This window comes from Candidatus Latescibacter sp. IFSED24 (genome assembly GCF_058273205.1).
Map to the genome: position 1 here is coordinate 3,124,044 of NZ_CM177850.1, position 21,880 is coordinate 3,145,923.

Below are 21,880 nucleotides of genomic sequence, written 5' to 3' on the forward strand. Positions count from 1 at the left end.
CTGTCGATGGCCTAGGATGAGAGCGGATCCGGATCTCTTGGCAGGAGAAGTGAAGTATATGCATGAAGACCTCGACCGCCCTCGATCCGAACAGGACGACGACGATCAGTGCAATTGCGGATGCTCGAGTGCCCAGCTGGCCGGCGAGACCGAACCGCAGAAGGTCAAGCAGATCGTCACGTACACCGCCAACATGCTGAACATCCAGGGTTGAATCAGCGGCGGCGGTCATGATCCCACAGACTAATCGGGAATGACGGCGTGCCCCTCGAGGTAGGGCCCGCGCTCCGTGTCGACCTGCCAGATCCTGAACCAGAGCAGGGAGCCGTGGACCCGGAACTGCCTGGCCGGCAGTTCCCGAGCCTCCCCGGAGGCGATCAGGGCATCGAGACGCTCGTAGTTGGCGAACCACCAGCGGTGGTCCTCCAGGGTCATGTTCGAGACCTGCTCCGGAGGAGGGTCGCCGTTGACGGTTGATTCCTGTCCATCCACCACGTGTCGATAGAAGACGAGCCAGTCCCAGCGTCCGTCGATGGAGCGGAAGGTGACGCTGTCGAGTTCCCGCAACCCGGCCGCGCGCTGGTCACGCACGGTTTCCCACCAGTCCTTGTCGAAACCAGGCTCATCGACGAATCCCTGCTCGGGATGGAGCGGGTCGAACATCACCTCGGGCCGGTCCGCCCGGCGCACCAGATCGCGGTTTCCCGAGCCCAGGGGATTCACGTCGAAGACCGTCGTGCCGAGCAGCACGACCAGGACCACCGACAGCCCGGTCAGATTGCGCCGGCGGGCCCGCCGGCGCTGGTGCAGACGATCCTCGAGCCGCGAATAGAGCAGGCGCCGCGCTTCCCGGTTCTCCTCCACCGGGGGGGCGTTCCGACGCAGCCACGTGTCGAACGACCGGCTCATGCGTCTGCCTCCTCTCCAGGTTCCACGAGCTCCAGATCGAGGAGCTCCAGCCTCAGCTCGTCCAGGGCCCGGCGGCCCTCCCGAGACAGGCGATCCCGGATCTCGGGCCTGCTCAGGAGCTTGGCCAGCCGCCGCCGGGCCCGGTGGTGGCGGGCCTTCACCACGTCCGCCTTCATCTTCATCACCGTGGCCGTCTGGGCCAGGGTCAAGCCGCCCCAGTAGTGCAGCGCCAGCAGATCCTGGTTCTCGGGATCAAGCTCCCGGAGGCAGAGCGCCAGGAGCTGTCGATCCTGCTCGCCCTCCAGCCTCTCCTGCACGTCGTCGCCGGCGACCGGATCGTGCAATCCCTCGATGAAAGACACGTCCTGCCGGTTCTTCCGCTGCCGGTAGTACCGGCCGAGCCGACCCCGCGCCAGCTGGAACAGCCAGGCTCCGAACGAGACCCCCATGAAGCGGAAGCGCCAGAAGCCGTCGACGGCGGCCAGGAAGGTCTCGGAAGTCAGGTCTTCGGCGATATCGCGATCACCGACGCGATGCTGGAGATAGCTCAGGATCGGCCGGTGGTACTTCTCGTATAATTTGCCCAGATGCTCGTGGTCGAGGCGCGCCAGCAGGCACCATCGCCGTTCGATCTCGAGTTCTTCGGTCAAGGGAACGTCAGCGTCGGGAATCCCCGGTCCGGAGGCCCCGCCCGCCGCGGGCCGGTGGCCCGCAGCGGGGTCGGGATCGTTCTCCCTCCGGCGCCGCAATCCCCCGACGGCGCCCCCGCCAAGGAGGACATGCCCGCGAGGGTCCAGGAGGTGACGCGACTTTTTCCAGAATCTCGACATCGACCCCGGCCATCAGGTTGAGCGGTTATTTAACGGATGTATTGACAAGCCATTGCAAGGCCTGCGGCCCCCTGGCATGGAGATCCAGGAAGAGCCGGATCACCGCCTCGGAGCCCGCCCGGACGGCACGGCAACGATCGGGCAGGCGCTCCCGCTCCCCTGGCAGCAGAGCCTGGTAACATATAGGGCACAACCTTACCGCCCAGCAAGATGAACACGCACCATCACAATATTCCGTGAACGCCGAGCGCAGCTCCTGGATCCGTTCCAATCGCGGCCCCGCCCCCGCCTCGCCCAGCGGCAGGCCCGACCCCACACGTTCGCAGGGCTGGAGCGTGCCGTCGGTCTGAACGTGCTGGCGCCGTACGCCGGGCAGGCAGCAGCCGCCGCGGCCCACGGTCGGCTCCAGCGGGCGGCCCGAACGGTGGTGCCAGCGCACCAGCGGTTCGTCGAAGAGCGCGGCCAGGAACGGATCCACCGCGCGGCCGGCACCACGGTGATCGAGGTAATCGTCGCGCAACCGCGCGATCTGCCGGTCCCAGTCCGCGGCCGTGGACGAGCCCAGGGCATCCCGGCCCAGGTCGAGACCGTCGAGTTCGGCCTGGTTGACCCGCAGCATGGGAGCGCGGTCGAGGCCCGTGCGGCGGAACGGCGGGAACGCCGCGAAGTAGTCGCGCACCGCTGGCAGGTCGTAGGGCGGCGCCAGCGTGGCGATCAGGAGCAGGCGCCCGGCCAGCGACGGATCGGCGCGCAGCAGCGCGGTGAGGTTGGCCTCGACCCGGGCATGGGTCGGGTCGCCACTCAGGGTGCGCCGGTGGCGGTCGTGGATTAGGGCCGGACCGTCCAGGCTGACCTGCAGGAACAGGCGCTCGCGGCGGATCAGATCGGCCACGCCGGGGTCATCCAGGCGCAGGCCGTTGGTGTCGAGGCAGAAGCGGACGGGGCGACCGGGATAGCGGCGTCGCACGTGCGCCACCACGCCGGCGATCACCGGCACCGCCAGCAAGGGCTCGCCGCCGTAGAACGAGATGGCCGGCTCGGGGATGTCGCCGCTGGCCTCGAGGAAGCGCTCCACCGCGGCCAGAGCCACCGGGAGCGCCATGTGCCGCCTCCGGTGCGGTCGGATGTGCGGCCGCCCCGATCCGTGGAGGCAGTAGCGGCACCGGAGATCGCAGTCCTCGCTCACGGTGAGCGTGAGCTGCTGCTGGCCGTGGTCGAGGGCGCGCTGGTCGGCGGCGGACCAGGCGGGAGCCGTGCAGCGCGGCCGCCCTGGGAGGAAGAGGCCTTCCTCGCGGCGGGCCGTCTCGATCTCGTCGATGGCGGCGGCGACGCTGGCCGGGGCGAATCGTTCCGCGAGCTCGGCGGCCACCTGTGCCCGGTCCCGCGGCCCGTACAGCGGCAGCACCGCCGCCAGCACCGGGTCCACGGCGAGCAGGCGGTTGGTGTGCACGTCGTAGACCACGTGGCGGACCCCGTGCTCCAGCACGCGGCAGAACGCGGTGTTGGTCAAGATTGGCCTCCCCCGGCGCTTGACGACTCCCGTGGTGATCCTATGGTAACGACAGGAGGCGCCATGGTCACCTGCCATATCGTCCTCGCCGGCGATCTGCCCGAACTCGCCGCCGGCCGGCGCGAGATCCGGCGGCGGCTGCCTGCCCCCACCTCGCTCAAGGACGCCCTCGAGGCGCTGGGGATCCCCCACGGCGAGGTCGGCCGCGTGACCTGCGACGGCCGGCCCGCCGGACTCGCCGATCCGGTCACCGACGGCGTCGTGATCAAGGCCTACCCCACCGAGCCGTTCGACCTCGCCGACCCTCGTTTCCTCTGCGACCATCACCTGGGCAAACTGGCGCGCCTGCTGCGGTTCTGCGGCCTGGACACGCGCTGGGAGCCGACCTGGCGCGAAGCCTCGCTGGCGCGCGTCGGCGCGCAGGAACACCGCACCATCCTCAGCCGGCACCGGGCGCTGCTGAAGCGGTCGGCGGTCATCGGGGCTCTGCTCGTGCGGTCCGACCACGCCGACCGGCAGCTCGCGGAGGTGCTGCGCCGCTACCGTCTGGCCGATCGGCTGACCGGTCCCGGGCGGTGCACCCGCTGCAACGGCCTCCTCGTCGCCACCGAACGCGACCGGGTCCCGGTGCCCATCCCGCCGCGGACCGCCGCCTGGCGCGAGGAATACTGGATCTGCGCCGGCTGCGGCCAGCTGTTCTGGGACGGCACCCACGCCGAGCGCCTCCGCGAGCGCGTGGCCCGGGCGCGAACCGAAGCGTCGCGATGATTTCGTGATCAATATCGTGATATCATCCAGGGTGATCCGTGCGGCGGCCCCCACCGCCCTGCTCGAGAACCCGGCCCCGGGAGACCCCACGCCCATGCGCACGCGCCTGCCGGTCCTGCTCCTCGCCTTGCTCTGCACCGCTCCCGGCCTGGCCCAGGACATCCAGTACGAGATCGCCGACACCTGGCAGTGGTTCGAGCGCGACGGCGAGGCGCTGCGCCTGCCCTGCCTGGTCAGCCACCGCCTCGATCTGGAGCAGCCCGCCATCACCCGCGTGGTGATCTGCGTCCACGGCACCCTCCGCAACGCCATGGACTACCACCAGAGCATGCTCGACGCCGCGGCCCTGGCCGGCCCCGCCGCCGATTCCACCCTGGTGATCTCGCCCCAGTTCCTGACCGACGAGGACACGGGCTACCACCAGCTCGCCGACGTTCTCTGCTGGGAATACTACGGCTGGCGCCAGGGCGATCAGTCGGTGGGCGGCTACCAGAGGCCGCGCCCCTGGGACCTCAGCAGCTTCGCCGTGGTCGACAGCCTCTTCCTGCGCGCCGCCGCGGTCTGTCCCAACCTGCGCGACGCCGTGCTCACCGGGCACTCGGCCGGCGGCCAGGTCGCCAACCGCTACGCGGCCTCGAGCACGGTGCCCGACCACCTGCGTGACGAGTTCGGCGCCCGCTTCCGCGGCGTGGTCATGAACCCGTCCACCTACGTCTATTTCTCCCCCGAACGGCTACGCGAGGGAACCTACGACACCTTCGCGGTCCCCGAGGACGCCGCCGCCTGCCCCGGCTACGACGACTACAAGTACGGCCTGCAGAACCCCAATCCCTGGTTCACCCAGGATCCCGACACGCTGCGCGCCCGCTACGCGCGCCGCCACGTGGCCCACCTGGTGGGCGAGCTGGACTGCGCCCCGGTGGACTGGTACCTCGACGACTCGTGCATGGCCAACTATCAGGGCACGTACCGGGTCGACCGCGGACAGATCTACTGGCGCTACCTAACCTGGTACTTCGGCGACCAGCTCGGCCCCCGGCAGGCCATGGCCGTGGTCCCCGGCGTCGACCACGACCACGAGCTGATGTTCCACAGCGCCTGCGGCCTGTACCATCTCTTCGACGTGGGCGAATGCAGCGACACCCCGCCCGAGCCGCTGTTCACTCCGGTGGACGATCCGCAGCTCTCGACCCCGGGCAGCGTGGCGGTGAGCTGGGTCGACCACGACCGCGACGGCAGCCCGGACCTCTACATCGCCGGCCTGGACGACGCCAACCGCCTGCTGCGCAACGACGCCGCGAACGCCGACTTCGCCGACATCACCCCGCCGCTGCTCCGCGACACCGGCTACGCCCTGGCCACGGTCTGGGGCGACCTCGACGGCGACGGCCGGCGCGACCTGGCGCTCCTGAACTGGCAAGGCCCCGGCCTGATCGCCTGCCACGAACCCGACGGTACCTTCACCGACGTCACCCCGCCCGTCCTCCAGGCCGCCGGCCCCCACACCGCCGCCGACTGGGCCGACTTCGACCTGGACGGCGATCTGGACCTCTTCGTCGCGCGCTCCGACGACCAGACCAACCTGCTGCTCGAGAACCAGGACGGCACGCTGGTCGACCGCTCCAGCCTGCTCGACGACGCGCCCATCAGCACCCGCGGCTGCGCCTGGGGCGACCTCGATGGCGACGGCGACCCGGACCTGGTCCTGGCCGAGGCCGGCCGGGTGCGCGTCCTGCGCAACGACCGCACCGGCTTCGCCGACGCCACCTGCGCCGCGCTCCAGCAGACCGCCTCCTACTCGGGCGTCGCCCTCGGCGACGTGGACCGCGACGGCGACCTCGACCTCTATCTCGCCGTGCGTCTGGGCGCCAACCGCCTGCTCCACAACGCGGGAGATTTCGCCTTCGTCGACGTGAGCACCGGCGCCGCCGCCGATCAGGGCGATTCGCGCTCGGCCAGCCTCGCCGACTACGACAACGACGGCTGGCTCGACCTCTACGTCGCCAACATCAACGGCAGCGACCGCCTGCTCCACGGCGTCGACGGCACCCACTTCAGCAACGAGACCCACGACCCCATGGGCCTGACGGGCCAGAGCTACGCCGCGGCCTGGGGCGACCACGACGGGGACGGCGACCTCGACCTCTACGTCGCGGTCAAGAATGGCACCAACTACCTCTACGAGAACAAGGCCGCCGCGGAGAACCACTGGTTACAGGTGGACCTGGCCCAGCCGGGCGGCAATCCGTACGCCGTAGGCGCCCGGATCCGCTGCACGGCCGGCGGGGTCGAGCAGCTCCGTGAAGTGGGCGGTGACGAGACGTACATGGGACAGGGGACGCTGACGGCGGAATTCGGCCTGGGCGCGGCCGCCACGGTGGACACGCTCGCGATCCGCTGGCCCGACGGCGAGACCACCACGCTCCACGACATCCTCGCCGACCAGCGCCTGGTCGTTGATCGGGATCAGACCACCCCGGTGCCGGCCACCGTTCCCTCCGCAACGCGCCTGCAGACGCCCTACCCTAATCCGTTCAACCCGCAGGTCACGCTGGCCTTCGAGCTGGCGGCGAGTGGAACGGCGAGCCTAGCGGTGTACGACGCGCGCGGTCGGCTGGTGCGGTCGCTGCTGACCGCGACCGTCCTCGACGCCGGACCGCACACGGCCACCTGGCGGGGCCGGGACGACCGGGGCCGCCCCGTGGCCAGCGGCGTTTACTGGTGCCGGCTCGCCGTGGACGGCCGCCAGGACCTGCGACCCGTCACCCTGGTGAAGTGATCCCGCCGCCCTAGTCCGGGAACACCGTCGCCCAGTCCCGCTGCATGTCGACCACGGTCCAGCCCCGGGCCGGAGCCTCGTCCAGCGCCCTGTCCAGCCGGCCCACGCTCGACTCGCGGTCGTAGGCGTACTCGCGCTCCGCGTCGGTGTGGCGCACGATCACCCCGAGGCGGGCGCCAGCGCCGGCGGTGGTCCACTGCAGCATCTGCAGGTCGCCGTCGGAGTTGCCGAACGCGGCGAGGGGACGGCGGCCGATGAACTTCTGGATGCCCACGGGCTTGTCGGCCTTGTCGTCGATGAAGTCGATCTCGGGCAGCCTCACGATCACCGGCCCGGTGTCGCGCATCTCGAAGACGGTCTTGATGCTGCTGCCGATCACCTGCTCGGGCGGGATGCCGTAGACGCGCTCGGTCCACGGTCGCATGAACTCGATCCCGCCGCCGGAGACGATGTAGGTCTTGAAGCCGCTGGCACGCAGGTAGGCCAGCACCTCGAGCATGGGCTGGTAGACCAGCTCGGTGAACGGACGCTCGAAGCGCGGATGGCCGGTTGCGGCCAGCCAGGACTCCGCCGTGGCGGCGAACTCCTCGGTGGTCTGGCCGGCGTGGGTGGCCATGATCAGCTCGAGGAGGCCGTGCTCGCCGGTGGCGTGCAGCGCCTCGAGATCGCCCTCGAGGACCGCCTGGAACGGCTGCTGACCCGTCCATTCGGGATGCTCGGGGGCGAGCGCGCGCACCCGGTCCATGGCGAAGAACAGCTGGACGTAATAGGGCTGTTCGCACCAGAGCGTGCCGTCGTTGTCGAAGACCGCGATGCGTTCGGCGACGGGCACGAACTCGGCGGAACCGGGGGTGGTGACGCGGGCGACGAAGTCGAGGATGCTGGTCCGGGCAGCGCCCTCGCGCCACGAGGGCAGCGGATCGCCGGTGTCGGCCACATCGCCGGTGTCGGCACAGCCGGCCAGGAGCACCAGGCCGAGCAGCAACGGAATCAGGAATCTCTGGATCATCGGGGAGCCCTCCTCGGCAACAGGGAAGCGGCTGCCGCGATCACGTCGATCGCGGCAGCCGTCTGGGAATCATGCCTCATCCACCACGAGACGATCACTGGGTCGGCGGCGAGAGCTTTTCCATGACGTCGTCGAGGCTGAAGCTCGCCGCCTTCTGGCGCGGCGGATACTCCTGGAACGTCGACAGGAATCCGCCCACGTAGGTCTGCGCCGGCACCAGCAGGTAGGCGCGGTCGAGCAGCCAGTCGTAATAGGTGTTCGAGGTGATCTCGGCGCGCTCGTAGGGATCGCGGCGCAGGTTGAAGATCAGCGGCACGCGCAGCGGCACGAAGGGTTCCATCCACACGCGAAGCGTGCCCGCGGTCTTCTGCTCCATGAAGATCAGCTTCCAGTCGTCGTAGCGCAGGGCGGTGAGGTCGCCGTCGTCGGAGAAGTAGAAGATCTCGTGGCGGGGGCTCGCGTCGACCTCGCCGGTCAGGAGCGGCCCGATGTCGTAGCCGTCCAGGTGGACCTTGTACTTGCGGCCGTTCAGCTTGTCGCCCTCGAGCAACCGTTCCTTGACGTCCTCGTCACCGGCCATGGCGGCGAATGTCGGCAGCCAGTCCATGTGGTGGACGATCTCGTTGGTCCAGGTGCCGGGTGCGATCTTGCCGGGCCAGCGGACCATGGCCGGCACGCGCCAGCCGCCTTCCCAGTTGCTGTTCTTCTCGCCGCGATACGGCGTGGCCGCCGCGTCGGGCCAGGTGTTGTAGTGGGGGCCGTTGTCGGTGCTGTAGAAGACGACGGTGTTGTCGGCGATCCCCAGCTCGTCGAGCAGGTCGAGGAACTGGCCGATGTGCATATCGTGCTCGACCATGCCGTCGGAGTACTCGTCCTGGCCGGAGATGCCGCGGTGCTCCTCCTTCACGTGCGTGCGGAAATGCATGCGGGTGCCGTTCCACCACACGAACCAGGGATTGCCGGCGGCGTGCTGCTCGCGGATGAACTCCATGGCGCGCTGCGAGGTCTCGTCGTCGATGGTCTCCATGCGCTTCTTCGTCAAGGGGCCGGTGTCCTCGATGCGCTGCTTACCGCCGGGCTCGGCCCAGGAGTGGATCACGCCGCGGGGGCCGAACTTCTCGCGGAAGGTCTGGCCGTCGGCCAGGACCATGTCGCCGGGATAGTCATAGTTCTCGGGCTCTTCCTCGGCGTTGAGGTGGTAGAGGTTGCCGAGGAATTCGTCGAAGCCGTGCATGGTGGGCAGGTGCTCGTCGCGGTCGCCGAGGTGGTTCTTGCCGAACTGGCCGGTGGCGTAGCCCTGGTTCTTGAGCACCGTGGCGATGGTGGGGTCCTCGGGCTGCATGCCTTCCTTGGCGCCGGGCAGGCCGACCTTGGAAAGGCCGGTGCGGAACACGCTCTGGCCCATGATGAAGGACGAGCGGCCGGCGGTGCAGGACTGCTCGCCGTAGTAATCGGTGAAAGTCAGGCCTTCGTCGGAGATGCGGTCGATGTTGGGTGTCTCATAGCCCATCATGCCGTGGGTGTAGGCGCTGATGTTGGACTGGCCGATATCGTCGCCCCAGACCACGAGGATGTTGGGCTTGTCGGCGGCGCCGGCCAGGCCTGCCAGCAGGAAGCATCCGGCCAGGACCGACATGGTCCCGGCACGCAAAAAGAAACGAGACATGATTCTCCCTCTCGTTCGAATTTCGTCAGGGATCTAAGGGGATCGACGACAGGTGGATCGAGGGCGAGGTGTCACGTCGACCTCCGGCTCATCGTTGACCAAGGTAGTCCAGAATGCGGTGATCGCCAGGCTAGACGGCGTGTGCGGCGCCACATCGTGGGCACTTGATGCGCGAGGCGACCAGGCCCGGTGGGATCTTGAGCGTGGCCCCGCACGGACAGGCGACACGCCGCCAGCCATCCTGGTCGTAGAAGAAGTCGTCGACCTCGCGGGCGCGGCGGCGCGGCTCGCTCACCGCCGCCGCGGTGCCGGCCGGCATGGCTCCGGCTGCCGGTGCGGCCGCCGCCGATTCCCGCCGCCACTTCGCCCCCTGCACGCGCAGCCCGGCGCCGGCGTGGGGATCGTCCAGCGCCGATCGCGGCACCACGCCCTTCTTGCCGGTGACCTCGGCGTAGGTGCGGTCGTAATCCTGGAACGAGGCGCCGCTCATGGCGCGCAGGATCTTCACCCGCTCGGCGATGGGCGGGTGGGTCGCCGTGAGCGAGGCCGCGTCGCGCTTCTTGGCCGCCGCGGCCAGGGGATTGACGATGTACATGGGCGCCGTGGCCCGACTCACCCCGCGCAGCTTGCTCGGCGGCGCGCTCGAGATCTTCTCCAGCGCCCGGGCCAGGCCGTCGGGATAGCGGGTGAACGCCGCCGCCGAGGCGTCGGCCAGGTACTCGCGGCGGCGCGAGACCGCGAAGTAGATGAGCTGGGCCATCAGCGGCGCCAGGATCATCAGCACCAGCGCCACCACCATGACGATGGCCTGGCCGCCGCCGCCCTCGCTGCTCGACGAACGCCGCGATCGGCCGCCGCCGAAGAACGCCGAACGCAGCCCCACGTCGGCCAGCAGGACGATGGCGCCCATGAGCACGCCGGCGAAGAGCATGAGCAGGATGTCGCGGTTCTTGACGTGGCCGAGCTCGTGGGCGACGACGCCCTGCAGCTCGTCGCGGTCGAGGATCTTCAACAGGCCGCTGGTCACCGCCACGGCCGCGGTCTCGGGCTTGCGGCCGGTGGCGAAGGCGTTGGGCGTGGGGTCGTCGATGACGTAGACCGCGGGCATCTTGCTCAGCCCCGCGGCCAGCGACATCTCCTCCACCACGTTCCAGAGCACCGGCAGGTCCTCGGGGCCGATCTTGCGCGCGCCCGACATGGACAGGAAGATCTGGTCGCCCTGGCCCCACGCCACCAGCGTGAGGATCACCCAGAGCACCATGGCGCCGCCCAGGCCCACGAGCCCGCCGTCCTGCATGAAGTACTCGCCCAGCGCATAGCCGAGGACGGCCAGGAGCAGGGCCATGAAGAACACGAGGAAGGCGCTCTTGCGCTTGTTGGCGGCGATGGCCTCGAACATGGCTAGTCGAACGAGACCTTGGGGGCCTCGCGCTGCTCGGGTTCCTTGAGCTCGAAGAACTCGCCGGCCTTGAAGCTGAACATGCCCGCCACGATGTTGCTGGGGAACATCTGGATCTTGTTGTTCAGCGTCATGACCGCCTGGTTGTAGTACTGGCGGGCGAAGCCGATCTTGTTCTCGGTGCTGGTGAGCTCCTCCTGCAACGCGAGGAAGTTCTGGCTCGCCTTCAGGTCGGGATAGGCCTCCGAGACCGCGAAGAGCCGGCCCAGCGCCATGCCCAGCATGCCCTCGGCCTCGGCGCGGTCGCCCAGCGATCCGGCGCCCTGCACCGCGGCGCGGGCCTGGGTCACCGCCTCGAGCGTCTCGCGCTCGTGGCTCATGTAGCCCTTCACCGTCTCCATGAGGTTGGGGATCAGATCGAAGCGGCGCTTGAGCTGCACGTCGACCTGGGCCCAGGCCTCCTGCATCTGGTTGCGCAGGCGGACCAGCGAGTTGTAGAGCGTGATGAAGCCGCCGACGATGAGGACCAAGAGTCCCAGGACGATGATGATCAGGGTCATCAGGATTCCTCCGTGTCTCCGGCCGCGGGCGCGCGACCGAGCAAGCCGCCCAGGAACGCGAGGACGCGGCCGGGCGGGTTGGTGCTGTCTGCGTACAGGTCGCTCGTCAGGTCGGCCACCTCGCCGTGGTCGAAGTAGAGGCCGTGGCCCGACGGGCAGGCATCCACGAGTACCCGACCGCTGGGGCCGATGTTCACCTTGCGCATGTGCTGCCGGCAAGCGGGGCAGCGGCGGCGCTTCTCTCGGGTCTCGGCCTCGGGCCGGCCGGCCACCACCTCCCCCACCAGTTCGGGGTGCGGGCTGTCCTCGCCGTCGGCGAAGAGCAGTCCCAGCTCGTCGGCGTCGAACCAGGTGCCGGCGCAGGCGGGGCAGTGGTCGAGCTCGAGGCCGTCGTACTCCACCACGAACATGAGTGATTTGCAGGCGGGGCAGTTCATGGCGGGATGGTAGCTGGTCGGGTGACGGACGGCCACCTGAAAAGAGCGAGCCCCGACCGCGAGGGGTCGGGGCTCGCCGCGCGAAGGACCATTATTTGACCATCATCACCTTCCGCACCGCGGTCTCCCCGTCGGCGCGGAGCCGCACGAAGTAGACCCCGCTGGTCACCCGGCGACCGGCCTCGTCGCGGCCGTCCCAGATCACCGTGTGCGTGCCGGCGGGACGCGGCGCGTCCACCAGCGTCCGCACGTGACGGCCGGCCACGTCGTAGACAGCCAGGCGGGCCTGCCCGTCGCGCGGCACGGCGTACTTCAGGGTCACGGTGGGGTTGAAGGGATTGGGGTAGGCGCCGGTGAGCGCGGTGGCTGCAGGCAACTCGCCTTCCGACACCGCGGTGGTCACGCCGGCGATGCCGAGGATCTCGATGTCGTCGATGTTCCAGCCGCAGTATTCCACGTAGGAATCGGAGGCGCCCATGATCCAGCGGATCTGGACCGTCTCCTGGCCATCGGCCACGGCGGAGATGTCGTAGGTCACCTGGACCCACTCGCCGCCGTCCATGTTGTCGGCGTTCTCCCAGATCGTGACCCAGTCGCCGCCGCCATTCACCTCGATGGAGGCCTGGTCGTAGATGTGCTCCTCCACGCCCAGCCAGCGCCAGAAGCGCAGGGTGACGCCGAAGAGGTTGCTGCAATCGATGGCCGCGGTGGTGAGCGGCTCGGGATCCATGTCCGAGGGGTAATCGCCGTTCAGGTTGTAGCCGAACACGTTCTCGCCGGTGTAGCCCGCGGTGGGATCGGGCTCGCCCCAGGCGCCGCCGCGCCCCATCGGGACGCCGTACTCCCAGTCGCCCTCGCGCGCCCAGCCGGGATCGGTGGCCAGGTCCCAGGCGTACTGGGGCACCACCTCGCCCACCAGGAGCACCATCTCCCGCGAGGTGTCGCCCTGGCCGGTGGCCAGGTTGGTGAACACGACCTCGCCCGCGTGAGCGCCCGCGGGCCTCTGGGCGGCGTCCTCGTTCAGGACGACCGTCACCGTGACGGTCTCGCCATCGCTGATGGTGCCGGTGACGGGCCCGGTCAGGTCGGCCCAGGCGGCCCCCTCGAGGGTGACCTCGTACTGCGCGGATTCGGCCCCGCGGTAGAGCACCTCGAAGCTGGCCGACGACGGCGTGAACGGGCCGCCCTCCGGTCCCTCGAACCGCAGGCTCTGCCCGGGCGTCACCTGCAGGCCCACGGTCTGGGTGCAGGCCTTGAGGCAGAGGTTGGCGGTTCCGGTCCAGCCCTCGTCCTCGAATTCCTGGAGGTCGCGCCAGCCGGTCTCGTCCCACCAGTAGCTCTCGCCCGCCGACGCGCTGGAGGTGACGATGGTCCGGTAGCTGGCCCCCAGGAGGACGGGCACGTCGCTGGTGCGGTCGTAGGGATGGCCGCCGTCGGAGAGTTCCACCTCGAGGTAGAAGTCGTCGCCCTCCTCGAAGAACGCGGGTTCGGAGAGGTCGATGGTGTGGAAGCCCGAGTACTCGCAGATGCCGCTGGCGGTGGTCAGCAGGTCCTGGAGTTCGCCATCGGTGAACGCGCCCCAGACCCGGACGGTATAGGCCACGGCGTCCACGGCGGTGAAGAAGCTGACCGCCGACAGGCGCTCGTCGCCGGCGGCGGTGAAGGCATTGAAGCCGCGCCGGACGTCCTCCATGGTATCGCGCCAGCCGTGGTAGTCGTGGCTGTAGATGCGGTCGAAGGGCATGGGGATCACGTCCTGGAACGACACGGCGCCCATCTCGGGTTCCTGGCAGCACCACCGGTCGTAATAGGAGATCCAGAAGTAGCCGTCGTAGCCCCAGCCCGTGCCCCAGCTGTTCTTGACCAGCCAGGCGCCCGGGCCCTCGGGAGCCTGGGTGACGTGGTCGTCGTCCCAGCCGATGATGGCTACGGCGTGGTTGGGCAGCATGGAACTGCTGGGCGGCTGATAGTGATTCAGGTTGTTCATGAAGGAGCCGTCGTAGGCCAGGCAGGTGCCCAGGACGCCCTCGTCCATGATCTTCTGCTTGATCAGGTCCAGCCGCTCGAGGTCGGGACCGGCGGTGAACCATTCCACATCGTGGGGATAGTAGTAATGGTAGGAGGGATCGCTGCGGAGCGGCGGGTCGTAGTAGCTCTGGCCGTCGACGTCGCGCACGGCGCCCTCGCCGCGGGAGAGGTAGGCGGTGGAGACCCGGTAATCGCCGCCCTGGTGGACGATGAGCCCGTAGCCGTCGGGCGGCTCCAGATCCTGGTTGAAGTGCTCGTTGAAGCCGTTCCACCAGTCGAGATGGTACTCGGCCAGGTTCGGCTCGCCGACCTCGCCGGCGTCGAACCAGTTGCCGGTCATCAGGAGGTTGCCCTCCATGGCCGCCATGGTCCCGTGGGTCCAGCAGGTCCCACCGTCCTGGCTCTTGACCGCGGTCACGTAGTTCACGCCGTCGACATCACGGAGATCGAAAGAAGAGGGGAGCTGGGCATGAGCGGAGGAAATGAGGATCAGGATCGCGACAACCAGGGCGAATCGTTGCAGCATCGATCGAACCTCCCGTTAGGGTATGGTTTGGAATCGACGGCATTCTAGCACATTCCGACTATCCGTTTCCAGCAGGGCGGGGCCCCGTCCCGGAGGACGAGGCCCCGCTGCCTGGACGTCCGTCGCGCCCTAGCCGCGTTCCACCAGCAGCGATACGCCCATGCCGCCGCCGACGCACAGCGTGGCCAGCCCGCGCCGATCGCCGCGGCGCCGCATGGCGTGCAGCAGGGTGACCAGGATGCGCGCGCCGCTGGCGCCGATGGGATGGCCCAGCGCGATGGCGCCGCCGTGGATGTTGACCCGCTCGAGGTCCCACGCCAGTTCCCGGGTCACCGCCAGCGACTGGGCGGCGAACGCCTCGTTGGCCTCGACGAGGTCGACCTGCGCCAGCTCCCAGCCCGCCATCTGCAACGCCTTGCGCGTGGCCGGCACCGGGCCGATGCCCATGATCGCCGGATCCACCCCCGCGATGCCCCAGCCGCGCAGGACCGCGAGCACCGGCAGCCCGTGGGCGGCGGCGTACTCGGCGCTGGTCACCACCACGGCCGCCGCGCCGTCGTTGATCGACGAGGCGTTGCCCGCTGTCACGGTGCCGTCCTTCTTGAACGCCGGGCGCAGCCGGGCCAGACCCTCAGCGGTGACGCCGGGCCGCGGGTTCTCGTCCACGGCCACCAGGACCGGGTCGCCCTTGCGCTGCGGCACGGGCACCGGCACGATCTCGGTGGCGAAGACACCGTCCGCGAGGGCTTGCTCGGCCTTCTGCTGGCTCGCCGCCGCGAACGCGTCCTGCTCCTCGCGGGAGATGGTGTACTTCTCGGCCAGGTTCTCCGCGGTGATGCCCATGTGGTAGTCGTTGAAGACGTCCCAGAGACCGTCGCGGATCATGCTGTCCTCCAGCTCCCAGCCGCCCATCTTCTGGCCCTGGCGGGACCCGGGCAGCAGGTGCGGCGACCGGGACATGCTCTCCTGGCCGCCGGCCACCACCACCTCGGCCTCGCCCAGCGCCACCATGCGGGCGGCGTCGATGACCGCCTGCAGCCCGCTGCCGCAGAGACGGTTCAGGCCCAGGGCGGGCACCGAATCGGGCAGACCGGCCGCCATGGCGGCCTGGCGGGCGGGGCCCTGGCCGCAGCCCGCGGTCAGGATCTGTCCCATGATCACCTCGTCCACCGAACCGGGCTCCAGGCCGGCATCGGCCAGGACCTGGGCGATGACCACGGCGCCGAGCTGGTGGGCGGGCACGTCGGCCAGACCGCCGCCGAAGGTGCCGACCGCGGTGCGCCGGGCGGCCGCGATGACGATGTCGCGCATGATTCGCTCCTTACAGCTTGTCGACGAAGGCCTCGATCGCGGCGTTCACCTCGTCGGGCTTCTCGAACATGGTCATGTGGCCGCACCGGGGCAGCATGAGCAACTCGCTGCCGGGGATGGCCTGGTGCCCGTAGTCAGCGATGTCGCGGGTCCAGCCGCCGTGCAGGTACGGGTTGGGGATCAGGCCGTCGTTCTCGCCGAAGACGATGAGCGTGGGCCGGGCGACCTCGCCCAGCCGGTCGCGCACCGGTCCTTCGAGCATACCGGCCACGTTGCGCCAGACCGCGTAGCAGTACTGGTCGAAGTCGCTGGCGCCGCGCATCTGGATGCGGTCGGTGATGAAGAAGTCTGCTTCCTGGGGATACTCGTAGAAGTTCGAGTGCAGGTTGGCCGCGATCTGTCGGGTCGATGATTCGGCCACGAACTTGGGCGTCACGGCGCCCTTCATCCAGTCACCCTCGCCATCGGTGAACGACTCGAAGCCCGCGGTGCTCAACAGCACCAGGCCGGCCACCGTCTCGGGCTGGTTCAGCGCGGCGGTCAGCGCGATCTGTCCGCCCATGGAGTGGCCCACCCACACCGCCTGGTCGATCTCCAGCGCCGCGAGCAGCCCGGCGGCCGTGTTGGCGTGGAAGGCCATGGAATAGGGGAAGTGGCCCTTGCTCGACCGGCCGTAGCCCGGCAGGTCCAGCGCGATGACCCGGTAGTGCCGGCTGAGCGCGGGGATGTTGCGCTGCCAGCCCTTGGCGTTGGTGCCGAGGCCGTGGATCAACAGCAGGACCTGGTCGCCGTCGCCCTCGTCGAGGTAGGCGATGTCCATGCCGTCGACCCGGGCCGTGTGCACCGTGAATCCGTAGTCGATCTGGTCGAACTCCAGCGGGGGCAGGTGGTACCAGCCGCTGGTCGATGCGCAGCCGTGGAGGGTCATGATCAGCACGGCTCCCAGAAGAATGGTGATGAATCTCCGCATGGCAGCCTCCTAGAACATGATCCATTTCACGTTGGCGAACACGGTCCAGGGGTCGAGCGGACGCTCGTCCAGGCCGCCGTTGACCTCGTCCCAGTCGTAGAAGTCGCCCAGCGAGAGGTGGGCGAGGCGCAGCTCGAGATCGAGGAAGACCTTGGGCGTCCAGATGACGCCGGCATTGGCCTCCCAGCCGATGAAGTTGCCGACCCCGCTCGGCACCGAGGAGGCCCAACCCATGCCGCCAGCCGCCTCGACACGTAGCTTGTTGGGGATCAGTTCGCGCTTGGCCGTGAAGACCCCGGCCGTCAGGCCGTAGCCGATGTTCTGGATGTCCACCACCGCGGCGTTCCAGCGGTTCACCACCGTGCCGTGGGGCAGCAGCATGTAGAGCCCGTGGCCGATGAAGACCGAGCCGGGCGAGGTCCAGTTGTTGCCGGTGAGGACGCCGCTGTACTTGCCGTCGGAGATGTTGTCGCTGTCACCGGTGGTGAAGACGCCCTCGAGGGTGAGCTGATCGCGCTTGGCGCGGCCGTAGCGGTAGGCGAGGCGCAGGTTGGCCGCCAGGCCCCCGATGTCGATGGTCCGCTGGTCGGTCTTGGCCTGGCCGTAGTTGTACATGGCGAAGCCGCTGTAGCCCATGGCGCCCTGCTGCAGGAGCGGGTCGGTGTGGAACTGCAGGCCGGTCCAGAAGATGTCGGCGGTGTAGTCCTCGTTCCCGAAGTCGAAGTTGAAGACCCCGTTGTAGTTGCTGAGACCCGAGTTGAGGCCCTGACCCAGGATCGAGACGCCGCCCTCGCCGTTGCCGCGGTCGCGGCAGTAGTAGAACGCCAGGCCCGCGGTGGTACGGATGCCCAGATCCTTCTCGAACTGGAGCTCGTAGAGCTGGACGTCGTCGTCCTGCTCCACGTTGTTCTCGTAGAGCTGCCAGGCGCCGGCCTTCAGGCGCTTGTCGGCGTCGAAGAACCAGTGAGCGCCGACACCGGTGCCATCCGACCCCCAGAACGCCAGCCGGAATCCCTGCTGCAGCAGAACATCGGTGAACGTGTACCAGGGCACGCGAATGTTATCGTAGATCCGCTGCAGGCCGACGTTGATGTACCACTGCTTGTTGGGGTTGAACTCCATGAACAGGTTCTGGGTCTGCATGTTCACGAAATCGGCCCCGAAGGCGCCGCCGAAGTTGCCACCGGCTCCGTAGTTGGCATCGCCCCAGGTCCAGTCGAACTCGAAGCTCATGCGCATCTTGGCCCAGCCATCGAACAGGCGCGGCGTGTAGGTGATCATGGGCAGGAAGCGCTGCTCAGTGAAGCGGCTCTTGCCCGAAGTGGTCTGGGTCGTGTTGCCGCCGAAGAGGCGCCCGACCACCTGCCCCTTCAGGAACTCGTTGGTGGCATAGACGTTGGACACTTCGCTCCGCGTGAGGAAGTATCCGATGAAGTCGAACTCGCTTGGCTCGGGACGCAGCTTACGCGGCGCCTGGTCGGCCGCGGTCTGGGCCAGTGCCGTGGCGGCCAGCAGCATGAGGACGACGACGAAGGCGCATCTCTTCATGGCGAACCTCGGAAGGCTGGGAAGGGGCGGCCGCCACGAGCCGCCGCCCCTTCACGGTGGGGTCTACTGCTCGCGGACGTAGGTCTGGATGTTGTTGTCGCCGAGAGTGGGGTCGGAGCCGAAACCGGTCTCGGGGGTGCGGGGGACGGCGCCGATGTCGGGCACGGTCTGCACGGCCTCCAGACGGAACACGTCAGGAGTACCTTCGGTCACCTCGATGATGCCCTCCTGCGAGAAGGCGGGGTAGATGAGCTCGATGGAATGGACGTTGCCGGTGGCGCTCTCGGTCACGGCGTAGGTGCCGTTGATGGTGGCCCAGGCGCCACCATCGATGTGAGTGTCCAGCTGCACGGTCTGATCCTCGTTCAGATAGACGCGCACGCTGTCGTAGTTGAAGACCGCCACCAGGATGGGGGCCACATCGTCGCCGGCGCTCAGCCACTGCCCCACCCAGGGATCGGCGGCCGGCGGCGGCGTCGTGGTGCCACCGTTGTCGTCGTCATCGTCGTCGCTACAGGCCACGAAGCTGAGCATGGCCATGGCCAGCATCAGCACCAGAAGCATCTTGATCGTCGTGCGCATGACTTTCCTCCAGTCGTTGGGTTAGCCCAGCTCCTTGAGCTGGATACGGTCGACCTTGCCCGCCTGGTTGAGAGGCAGTTCGGGCAAGATCTGGACATGCTTGGGAATCTTGTACCGGGCGAGCTTGTCGCGGCAGAACGTCTGCAGCTCCTCGAGGTCGAGCCGGGCGCCCGGGGCCAGCACCACGAAGGCCTTGCCGACCTCGCCCCACTGCGCGTCGGCCACGCCGATCACCGCCGCGTCCTTGATGCGCTCGTCGCGCACCAGCACGGCCTCGACCTCGGCGGGATAGACGTTCTCGCCGCCCGAGATGAACATGTTCTTCTTGCGGTCGACCACGAAGTAGAATCCCTCGCGGTCGCGCTGCACCACGTCGCCGGTGTGGAACCAGCCGTCGGTGATGGCCGCGGCGGTCTCCTCGGGTTTGCGCCAGTAACCCGGGGTGACCACCTCGCTACGGAGCCAGAGCTCGCCGGCCTCGTCGGGGCCGCATTCGCGTCCCTCCGGATCCACGATGCGCGCCTCGATGTAGAAGTTCGGCTGACCGATGCTGCCGCGCTTGCGGATGGCGTGGTCCTGGTGGAGCGAGAAGCAGTTCGGCCCGACCTCGGTCATGCCGTAGCCCTGGCGGATGGGGATGCCCTTGTCGTGCCAGGTGTTGATGAGCGGGATGGGCATGGGCGCGCCGCCGACGATGGCGTAGCGGCACGCCGTGAGGTCGGCGTGGGCGAAGCGCGGTGTCTCGCTGAGCATGCGCATCATGGTGGGCACGCCGAAGAGCAGGGTCGTGCGCTCCTGCTCCATGAGGTCGAGGATCAAAGGCGCGTCGAAGCGGGGCAGCAGCGTGGTGCTGGCGCCGTTGTGCAGGAACGGGGTCAAGAGGACGTGCCAGCCGCCGGTGTGGAAGAAGGGGGCGTAGCCCTGGGTGTGGTCGCGGCCGGTGAGGTCGAGGCGCAAGCTGGTGTTGACGGCGTTCCAGAGGATCATGCGGTGGGTCACGACCGCGCCCTTGGGCAGGCCGGTGGTGCCGGCGGTGTAGAGGATCATCACCGGATCGTCGAGCTCGCCCGGACGGTCGGACCGGAAATCGTCCAGATGGAGTTCGCCGGTGAGGAAGCCGCTCACCTCGGACAGCGGCAGCAGCGCCGCCGCGGGATCGCCGGCCGACAGGCCCGCCGCGGTCTCGACGAGGTCGTTGCCGTGGAAGAGGACGCGGGGCTCGCAATCGGCGAGCAGCGTCTCGAGCTCGCGCGGGGTCAGGCGGAAGTTGAGCGGCACCAGCACCGCCCCCAGCTTGACGCAGGCGAAGAAGAGGAACACGGTCTCGGCGGCGTTCTGGGCCAGGACGGCGACCCGGTCGCCGCGGGTGACGCCCAGCCCGTCGCGCAGATGGGCCGCCAGCGCCTGGGCGCGGGCGTCGGCCTGGGCGTAGGTCCAGTCGAGCTGCCGCGCGTGATCGCGGAGCGCCAGCTTGCCCGGCTGGTAGCCGGCCCACCTGTGCAGCCAGTCGACCTGGGGAACGATCATGCCACGCTCCTTCTGCGCGCCAGGGCCACCGCGGAGCCGGCGATCACCGAGGCCAAGATGGCCACGGCCGCGGCCACCCCGGGATTCTGGCCCGTCGCGGCGGTGCCCGGCACCGGCAGGTTCAGGTAGTGCAGGGGGAAGTGGACGGCGATCGCGACCAGCGAGGCGGTGATGGCCGCCGCGCGCGGCGCGGTGGGCCAGAACATGCCGAAGAGGATGGGCACGAACGCCGCCGCGAAGTAGGCGTAGACGCCGTTCTGGGCGAAGATCGCCACGCTCAGTTTCGGGTGCAGGAGCTGCTGCCAGGACAACAGGCCCGCCGCCACGGCGAGCACGGCGATGACCCCGCGGTTGATCCCCAGGAGCACGCGCTCGCGGGATTCGCCCACCGGCGGCAGCCAGCGGGTGGCCAGCGGCCGGATCAGGTCGCTGGTCAGGGTGGTGCCCAGCGACTGGATCAGGCCCTCCAGGGTCGACAGTCCCGCCGAGATCAGGCCCAGCACCACCAGCAGCCCCACCCACACCGGGAACTCGGCCACCACGTAGGCCGGGATGATGTCGTCCATCTTGAGGGCCTGGCCGCCCGCGGTGAGGTCGGGAAACGCGAGGCGCGCGAAGAGCCCGGCGACGACCACGCTGAAGAAGAGCAGCTCCACCACCACGCCCACGGCGAGGTAGCGGTTCACGTCGCGCTCGCTCTTCAAGAGCAGGCTCTTGGTGATGATGTGCGGCTGGCAGACGATGGCCACCCCGACGATGACCTGCGCCACGCCGATCTCGAACCAGTCCCGGAAGAGGAAGCTGCCGGGATTGGGCACCTGCACCAGCGCGGGGTCCACGGCGCGGAGCTGGTCGAGGAAGCCGGCGATGCCGGCGGCGAAGCGGTCGTGGCCCGAGCCGAGCAGCACCACCGCCACGATGATCATCAGGCACGCCTGCACGGTGTTGGTGTAGACCATGCTGTTGGCGCCGCCGAACATCATGTAGCCGAAGACGAAGATCACCAGGCCCCAGAGCACCGGCAGCTCGCCCACGGCCAGCGTCTTGCTCAGCACCTTGGTCAGGCCCACCACGATGAGCACCACGAACGTGACCAGCAGCAGCGAGAGCACCGCGAAGAACAGCCCGTAGCCGGGGCTGCGCCAGCGGCTGCCCATCCACTGCGCCAGGCTCAGCGCCTTGACCGACTCGCCGTGGCGCCGGAACCCCTTGGTCAGCACGATCAGCGAGGCCATGGCCGCCAGCGGCATGATCACCGCATAGGAGACCACCCCGGCCAGGCCGTAGAGCGCGATGAACCCGGGATTGATGATGAAGGTGGCCGCGCTGGTCATGGACGCCGCCAGGGCGAGGCCCACCGCCACGGGCGAGAAGGCCACCGTGCCGAGGGCGTAGTCGTCCACCGACCGGGTCCGCCGCGCGCCGCGCACGACGATGATCAGGATCACCGTCATCAGCACGCCGACCAGCGCCCAGCCCGCGGTCACCATCTCGTTCGTGGCCAGATCGTTCATGCTCTCC

General features: G+C 68.9%; 18 protein-coding genes. 3 read left to right on the forward strand and 15 right to left on the reverse strand.

Annotation, left to right across the window (positions count from 1 at the left end; all coding sequences use genetic code 11):
• The first annotated feature begins 58 nt into the window (after nt 1–58).
• Nucleotides 59–214 carry a hypothetical protein gene (locus IFSED24_RS12650; protein ID WP_491331831.1) on the forward strand — a complete coding sequence of 52 codons (156 nt, stop codon included), beginning with the start codon at nt 59–61 and terminating at the stop codon, nt 212–214.
• A gap of 29 nt (nt 215–243) precedes the next feature.
• On the opposite strand, the gene IFSED24_RS12655 is transcribed toward IFSED24_RS12650, so the two are convergent.
• The 3 genes from IFSED24_RS12655 to IFSED24_RS12665 form a co-directional block, all read right to left on the reverse strand.
• Nucleotides 244–909 (reverse strand): hypothetical protein, encoded by a 666-nt coding sequence (locus tag IFSED24_RS12655; RefSeq protein ID WP_491331832.1) that lies wholly within the window; start codon nt 907–909, stop codon nt 244–246.
• Nucleotides 906–1,559, reverse strand: a complete 654-nt coding sequence (locus IFSED24_RS12660; RefSeq protein ID WP_491331833.1) for an RNA polymerase sigma factor — start codon at nt 1,557–1,559, stop codon at nt 906–908. Before IFSED24_RS12660 ends, IFSED24_RS12655 begins: the two co-directional genes overlap by 4 nt.
• 205 nt (nt 1,560–1,764) lie before the next feature.
• Nucleotides 1,765–3,249 (reverse strand): radical SAM protein, encoded by a 1,485-nt coding sequence (locus IFSED24_RS12665; RefSeq protein WP_491331834.1) that lies wholly within the window; start codon nt 3,247–3,249, stop codon nt 1,765–1,767.
• 63 nt (nt 3,250–3,312) lie between these two features.
• Here IFSED24_RS12665 and IFSED24_RS12670 point away from each other — a divergent pair, with 63 nt between their 5' ends.
• Both IFSED24_RS12670 and IFSED24_RS12675 read left to right on the forward strand, forming a co-directional pair.
• Nucleotides 3,313–4,017 (forward strand): Mut7-C RNAse domain-containing protein, encoded by a 705-nt coding sequence (locus IFSED24_RS12670; protein WP_491331835.1) that lies wholly within the window; start codon nt 3,313–3,315, stop codon nt 4,015–4,017.
• 94 nt (nt 4,018–4,111) lie between these two features.
• Entirely contained in the window at nt 4,112–6,796 is a 2,685-nt protein-coding gene (locus IFSED24_RS12675) for a CRTAC1 family protein (RefSeq protein ID WP_491331836.1), read from the forward strand.
• Nucleotides 6,797–6,806: 10 nt separating this feature from the next.
• On the opposite strand, the gene IFSED24_RS12680 is transcribed toward IFSED24_RS12675, so the two are convergent.
• From IFSED24_RS12680 to IFSED24_RS12735, 12 genes are all read right to left on the reverse strand, one after another.
• A complete protein-coding gene (locus IFSED24_RS12680) occupies nt 6,807–7,805 on the reverse strand; it encodes an HAD family hydrolase (protein WP_491331837.1) in 999 nt (332 codons plus the stop codon).
• 94 nt (nt 7,806–7,899) lie between these two features.
• Complete coding sequence (locus IFSED24_RS12685; RefSeq protein ID WP_491335056.1) at nt 7,900–9,441, reverse strand: arylsulfatase; 1,542 nt, start codon at nt 9,439–9,441, stop codon at nt 7,900–7,902.
• Between the two features lie 160 nt (nt 9,442–9,601).
• Nucleotides 9,602–10,870, reverse strand: a complete 1,269-nt coding sequence (locus IFSED24_RS12690; protein ID WP_491331838.1) for a M48 family metalloprotease — start codon at nt 10,868–10,870, stop codon at nt 9,602–9,604.
• A gap of 2 nt (nt 10,871–10,872) precedes the next feature.
• The gene (locus tag IFSED24_RS12695; RefSeq protein WP_491335057.1) at nt 10,873–11,433 is read right to left on the reverse strand and encodes a LemA family protein; all 561 of its coding nucleotides are present in this window, start codon (nt 11,431–11,433) and stop codon (nt 10,873–10,875) included.
• A complete protein-coding gene (locus IFSED24_RS12700) occupies nt 11,430–11,903 on the reverse strand; it encodes a zf-TFIIB domain-containing protein (protein ID WP_491331839.1) in 474 nt (157 codons plus the stop codon). Before IFSED24_RS12700 ends, IFSED24_RS12695 begins: the two co-directional genes overlap by 4 nt.
• A gap of 55 nt (nt 11,904–11,958) precedes the next feature.
• Nucleotides 11,959–14,421 carry a lectin like domain-containing protein gene (locus tag IFSED24_RS12705; protein ID WP_491331840.1) on the reverse strand — a complete coding sequence of 821 codons (2,463 nt, stop codon included), beginning with the start codon at nt 14,419–14,421 and terminating at the stop codon, nt 11,959–11,961.
• A gap of 129 nt (nt 14,422–14,550) precedes the next feature.
• On the reverse strand, nt 14,551–15,732 hold the full coding sequence (locus IFSED24_RS12710; protein WP_491331841.1) for an acetyl-CoA C-acetyltransferase: 1,182 nt from the start codon (nt 15,730–15,732) through the stop codon (nt 14,551–14,553).
• A gap of 10 nt (nt 15,733–15,742) precedes the next feature.
• Nucleotides 15,743–16,702: an alpha/beta fold hydrolase gene (locus tag IFSED24_RS12715; protein ID WP_491331842.1), complete on the reverse strand. Its 960-nt coding sequence runs from the start codon at nt 16,700–16,702 to the stop codon at nt 15,743–15,745.
• Nucleotides 16,703–16,711: 9 nt separating this feature from the next.
• Nucleotides 16,712–18,250 (reverse strand): hypothetical protein, encoded by a 1,539-nt coding sequence (locus IFSED24_RS12720; RefSeq protein ID WP_491331843.1) that lies wholly within the window; start codon nt 18,248–18,250, stop codon nt 16,712–16,714.
• 63 nt (nt 18,251–18,313) lie between these two features.
• Nucleotides 18,314–18,832 (reverse strand): hypothetical protein, encoded by a 519-nt coding sequence (locus IFSED24_RS12725; RefSeq protein ID WP_491331844.1) that lies wholly within the window; start codon nt 18,830–18,832, stop codon nt 18,314–18,316.
• 21 nt (nt 18,833–18,853) lie between these two features.
• Complete coding sequence (locus IFSED24_RS12730; RefSeq protein ID WP_491331845.1) at nt 18,854–20,359, reverse strand: acyl-CoA synthetase; 1,506 nt, start codon at nt 20,357–20,359, stop codon at nt 18,854–18,856.
• Nucleotides 20,356–21,873 carry a sodium/pantothenate symporter gene (locus IFSED24_RS12735; RefSeq protein WP_491331846.1) on the reverse strand — a complete coding sequence of 506 codons (1,518 nt, stop codon included), beginning with the start codon at nt 21,871–21,873 and terminating at the stop codon, nt 20,356–20,358. The genes IFSED24_RS12730 and IFSED24_RS12735 overlap by 4 nt, the downstream gene beginning before the upstream one ends.
• Nucleotides 21,874–21,880 lie beyond the last annotated feature (7 nt).

Excerpts from the sequence above, each read along its gene's own strand:
- IFSED24_RS12650 (WP_491331831.1), top strand. The coding sequence starts at position 59 with ATGCATGAAGACCTCGACCGCCCTCGATCCGAACAGGACGACGACGAT.
- IFSED24_RS12655 (WP_491331832.1), bottom strand. The coding sequence starts at position 909 with ATGAGCCGGTCGTTCGACACGTGGCTGCGTCGGAACGCCCCCCCGGTG.
- IFSED24_RS12670 (WP_491331835.1), top strand. The coding sequence starts at position 3,313 with ATGGTCACCTGCCATATCGTCCTCGCCGGCGATCTGCCCGAACTCGCC.
- IFSED24_RS12675 (WP_491331836.1), top strand. The coding sequence starts at position 4,112 with ATGCGCACGCGCCTGCCGGTCCTGCTCCTCGCCTTGCTCTGCACCGCT.
- IFSED24_RS12680 (WP_491331837.1), bottom strand. The coding sequence starts at position 7,805 with ATGATCCAGAGATTCCTGATTCCGTTGCTGCTCGGCCTGGTGCTCCTG.
- IFSED24_RS12685 (WP_491335056.1), bottom strand. The coding sequence starts at position 9,441 with ATGTCGGTCCTGGCCGGATGCTTCCTGCTGGCAGGCCTGGCCGGCGCC.
- IFSED24_RS12690 (WP_491331838.1), bottom strand. The coding sequence starts at position 10,870 with ATGTTCGAGGCCATCGCCGCCAACAAGCGCAAGAGCGCCTTCCTCGTG.
- IFSED24_RS12705 (WP_491331840.1), bottom strand. The coding sequence starts at position 14,421 with ATGCTGCAACGATTCGCCCTGGTTGTCGCGATCCTGATCCTCATTTCC.
- IFSED24_RS12710 (WP_491331841.1), bottom strand. The coding sequence starts at position 15,732 with ATGCGCGACATCGTCATCGCGGCCGCCCGGCGCACCGCGGTCGGCACC.
- IFSED24_RS12715 (WP_491331842.1), bottom strand. The coding sequence starts at position 16,702 with ATGCGGAGATTCATCACCATTCTTCTGGGAGCCGTGCTGATCATGACC.
- IFSED24_RS12720 (WP_491331843.1), bottom strand. The coding sequence starts at position 18,250 with ATGAAGAGATGCGCCTTCGTCGTCGTCCTCATGCTGCTGGCCGCCACG.
- IFSED24_RS12725 (WP_491331844.1), bottom strand. The coding sequence starts at position 18,832 with ATGCGCACGACGATCAAGATGCTTCTGGTGCTGATGCTGGCCATGGCC.
- IFSED24_RS12730 (WP_491331845.1), bottom strand. The coding sequence starts at position 20,359 with ATGATCGTTCCCCAGGTCGACTGGCTGCACAGGTGGGCCGGCTACCAG.
- IFSED24_RS12735 (WP_491331846.1), bottom strand. The coding sequence starts at position 21,873 with ATGAACGATCTGGCCACGAACGAGATGGTGACCGCGGGCTGGGCGCTG.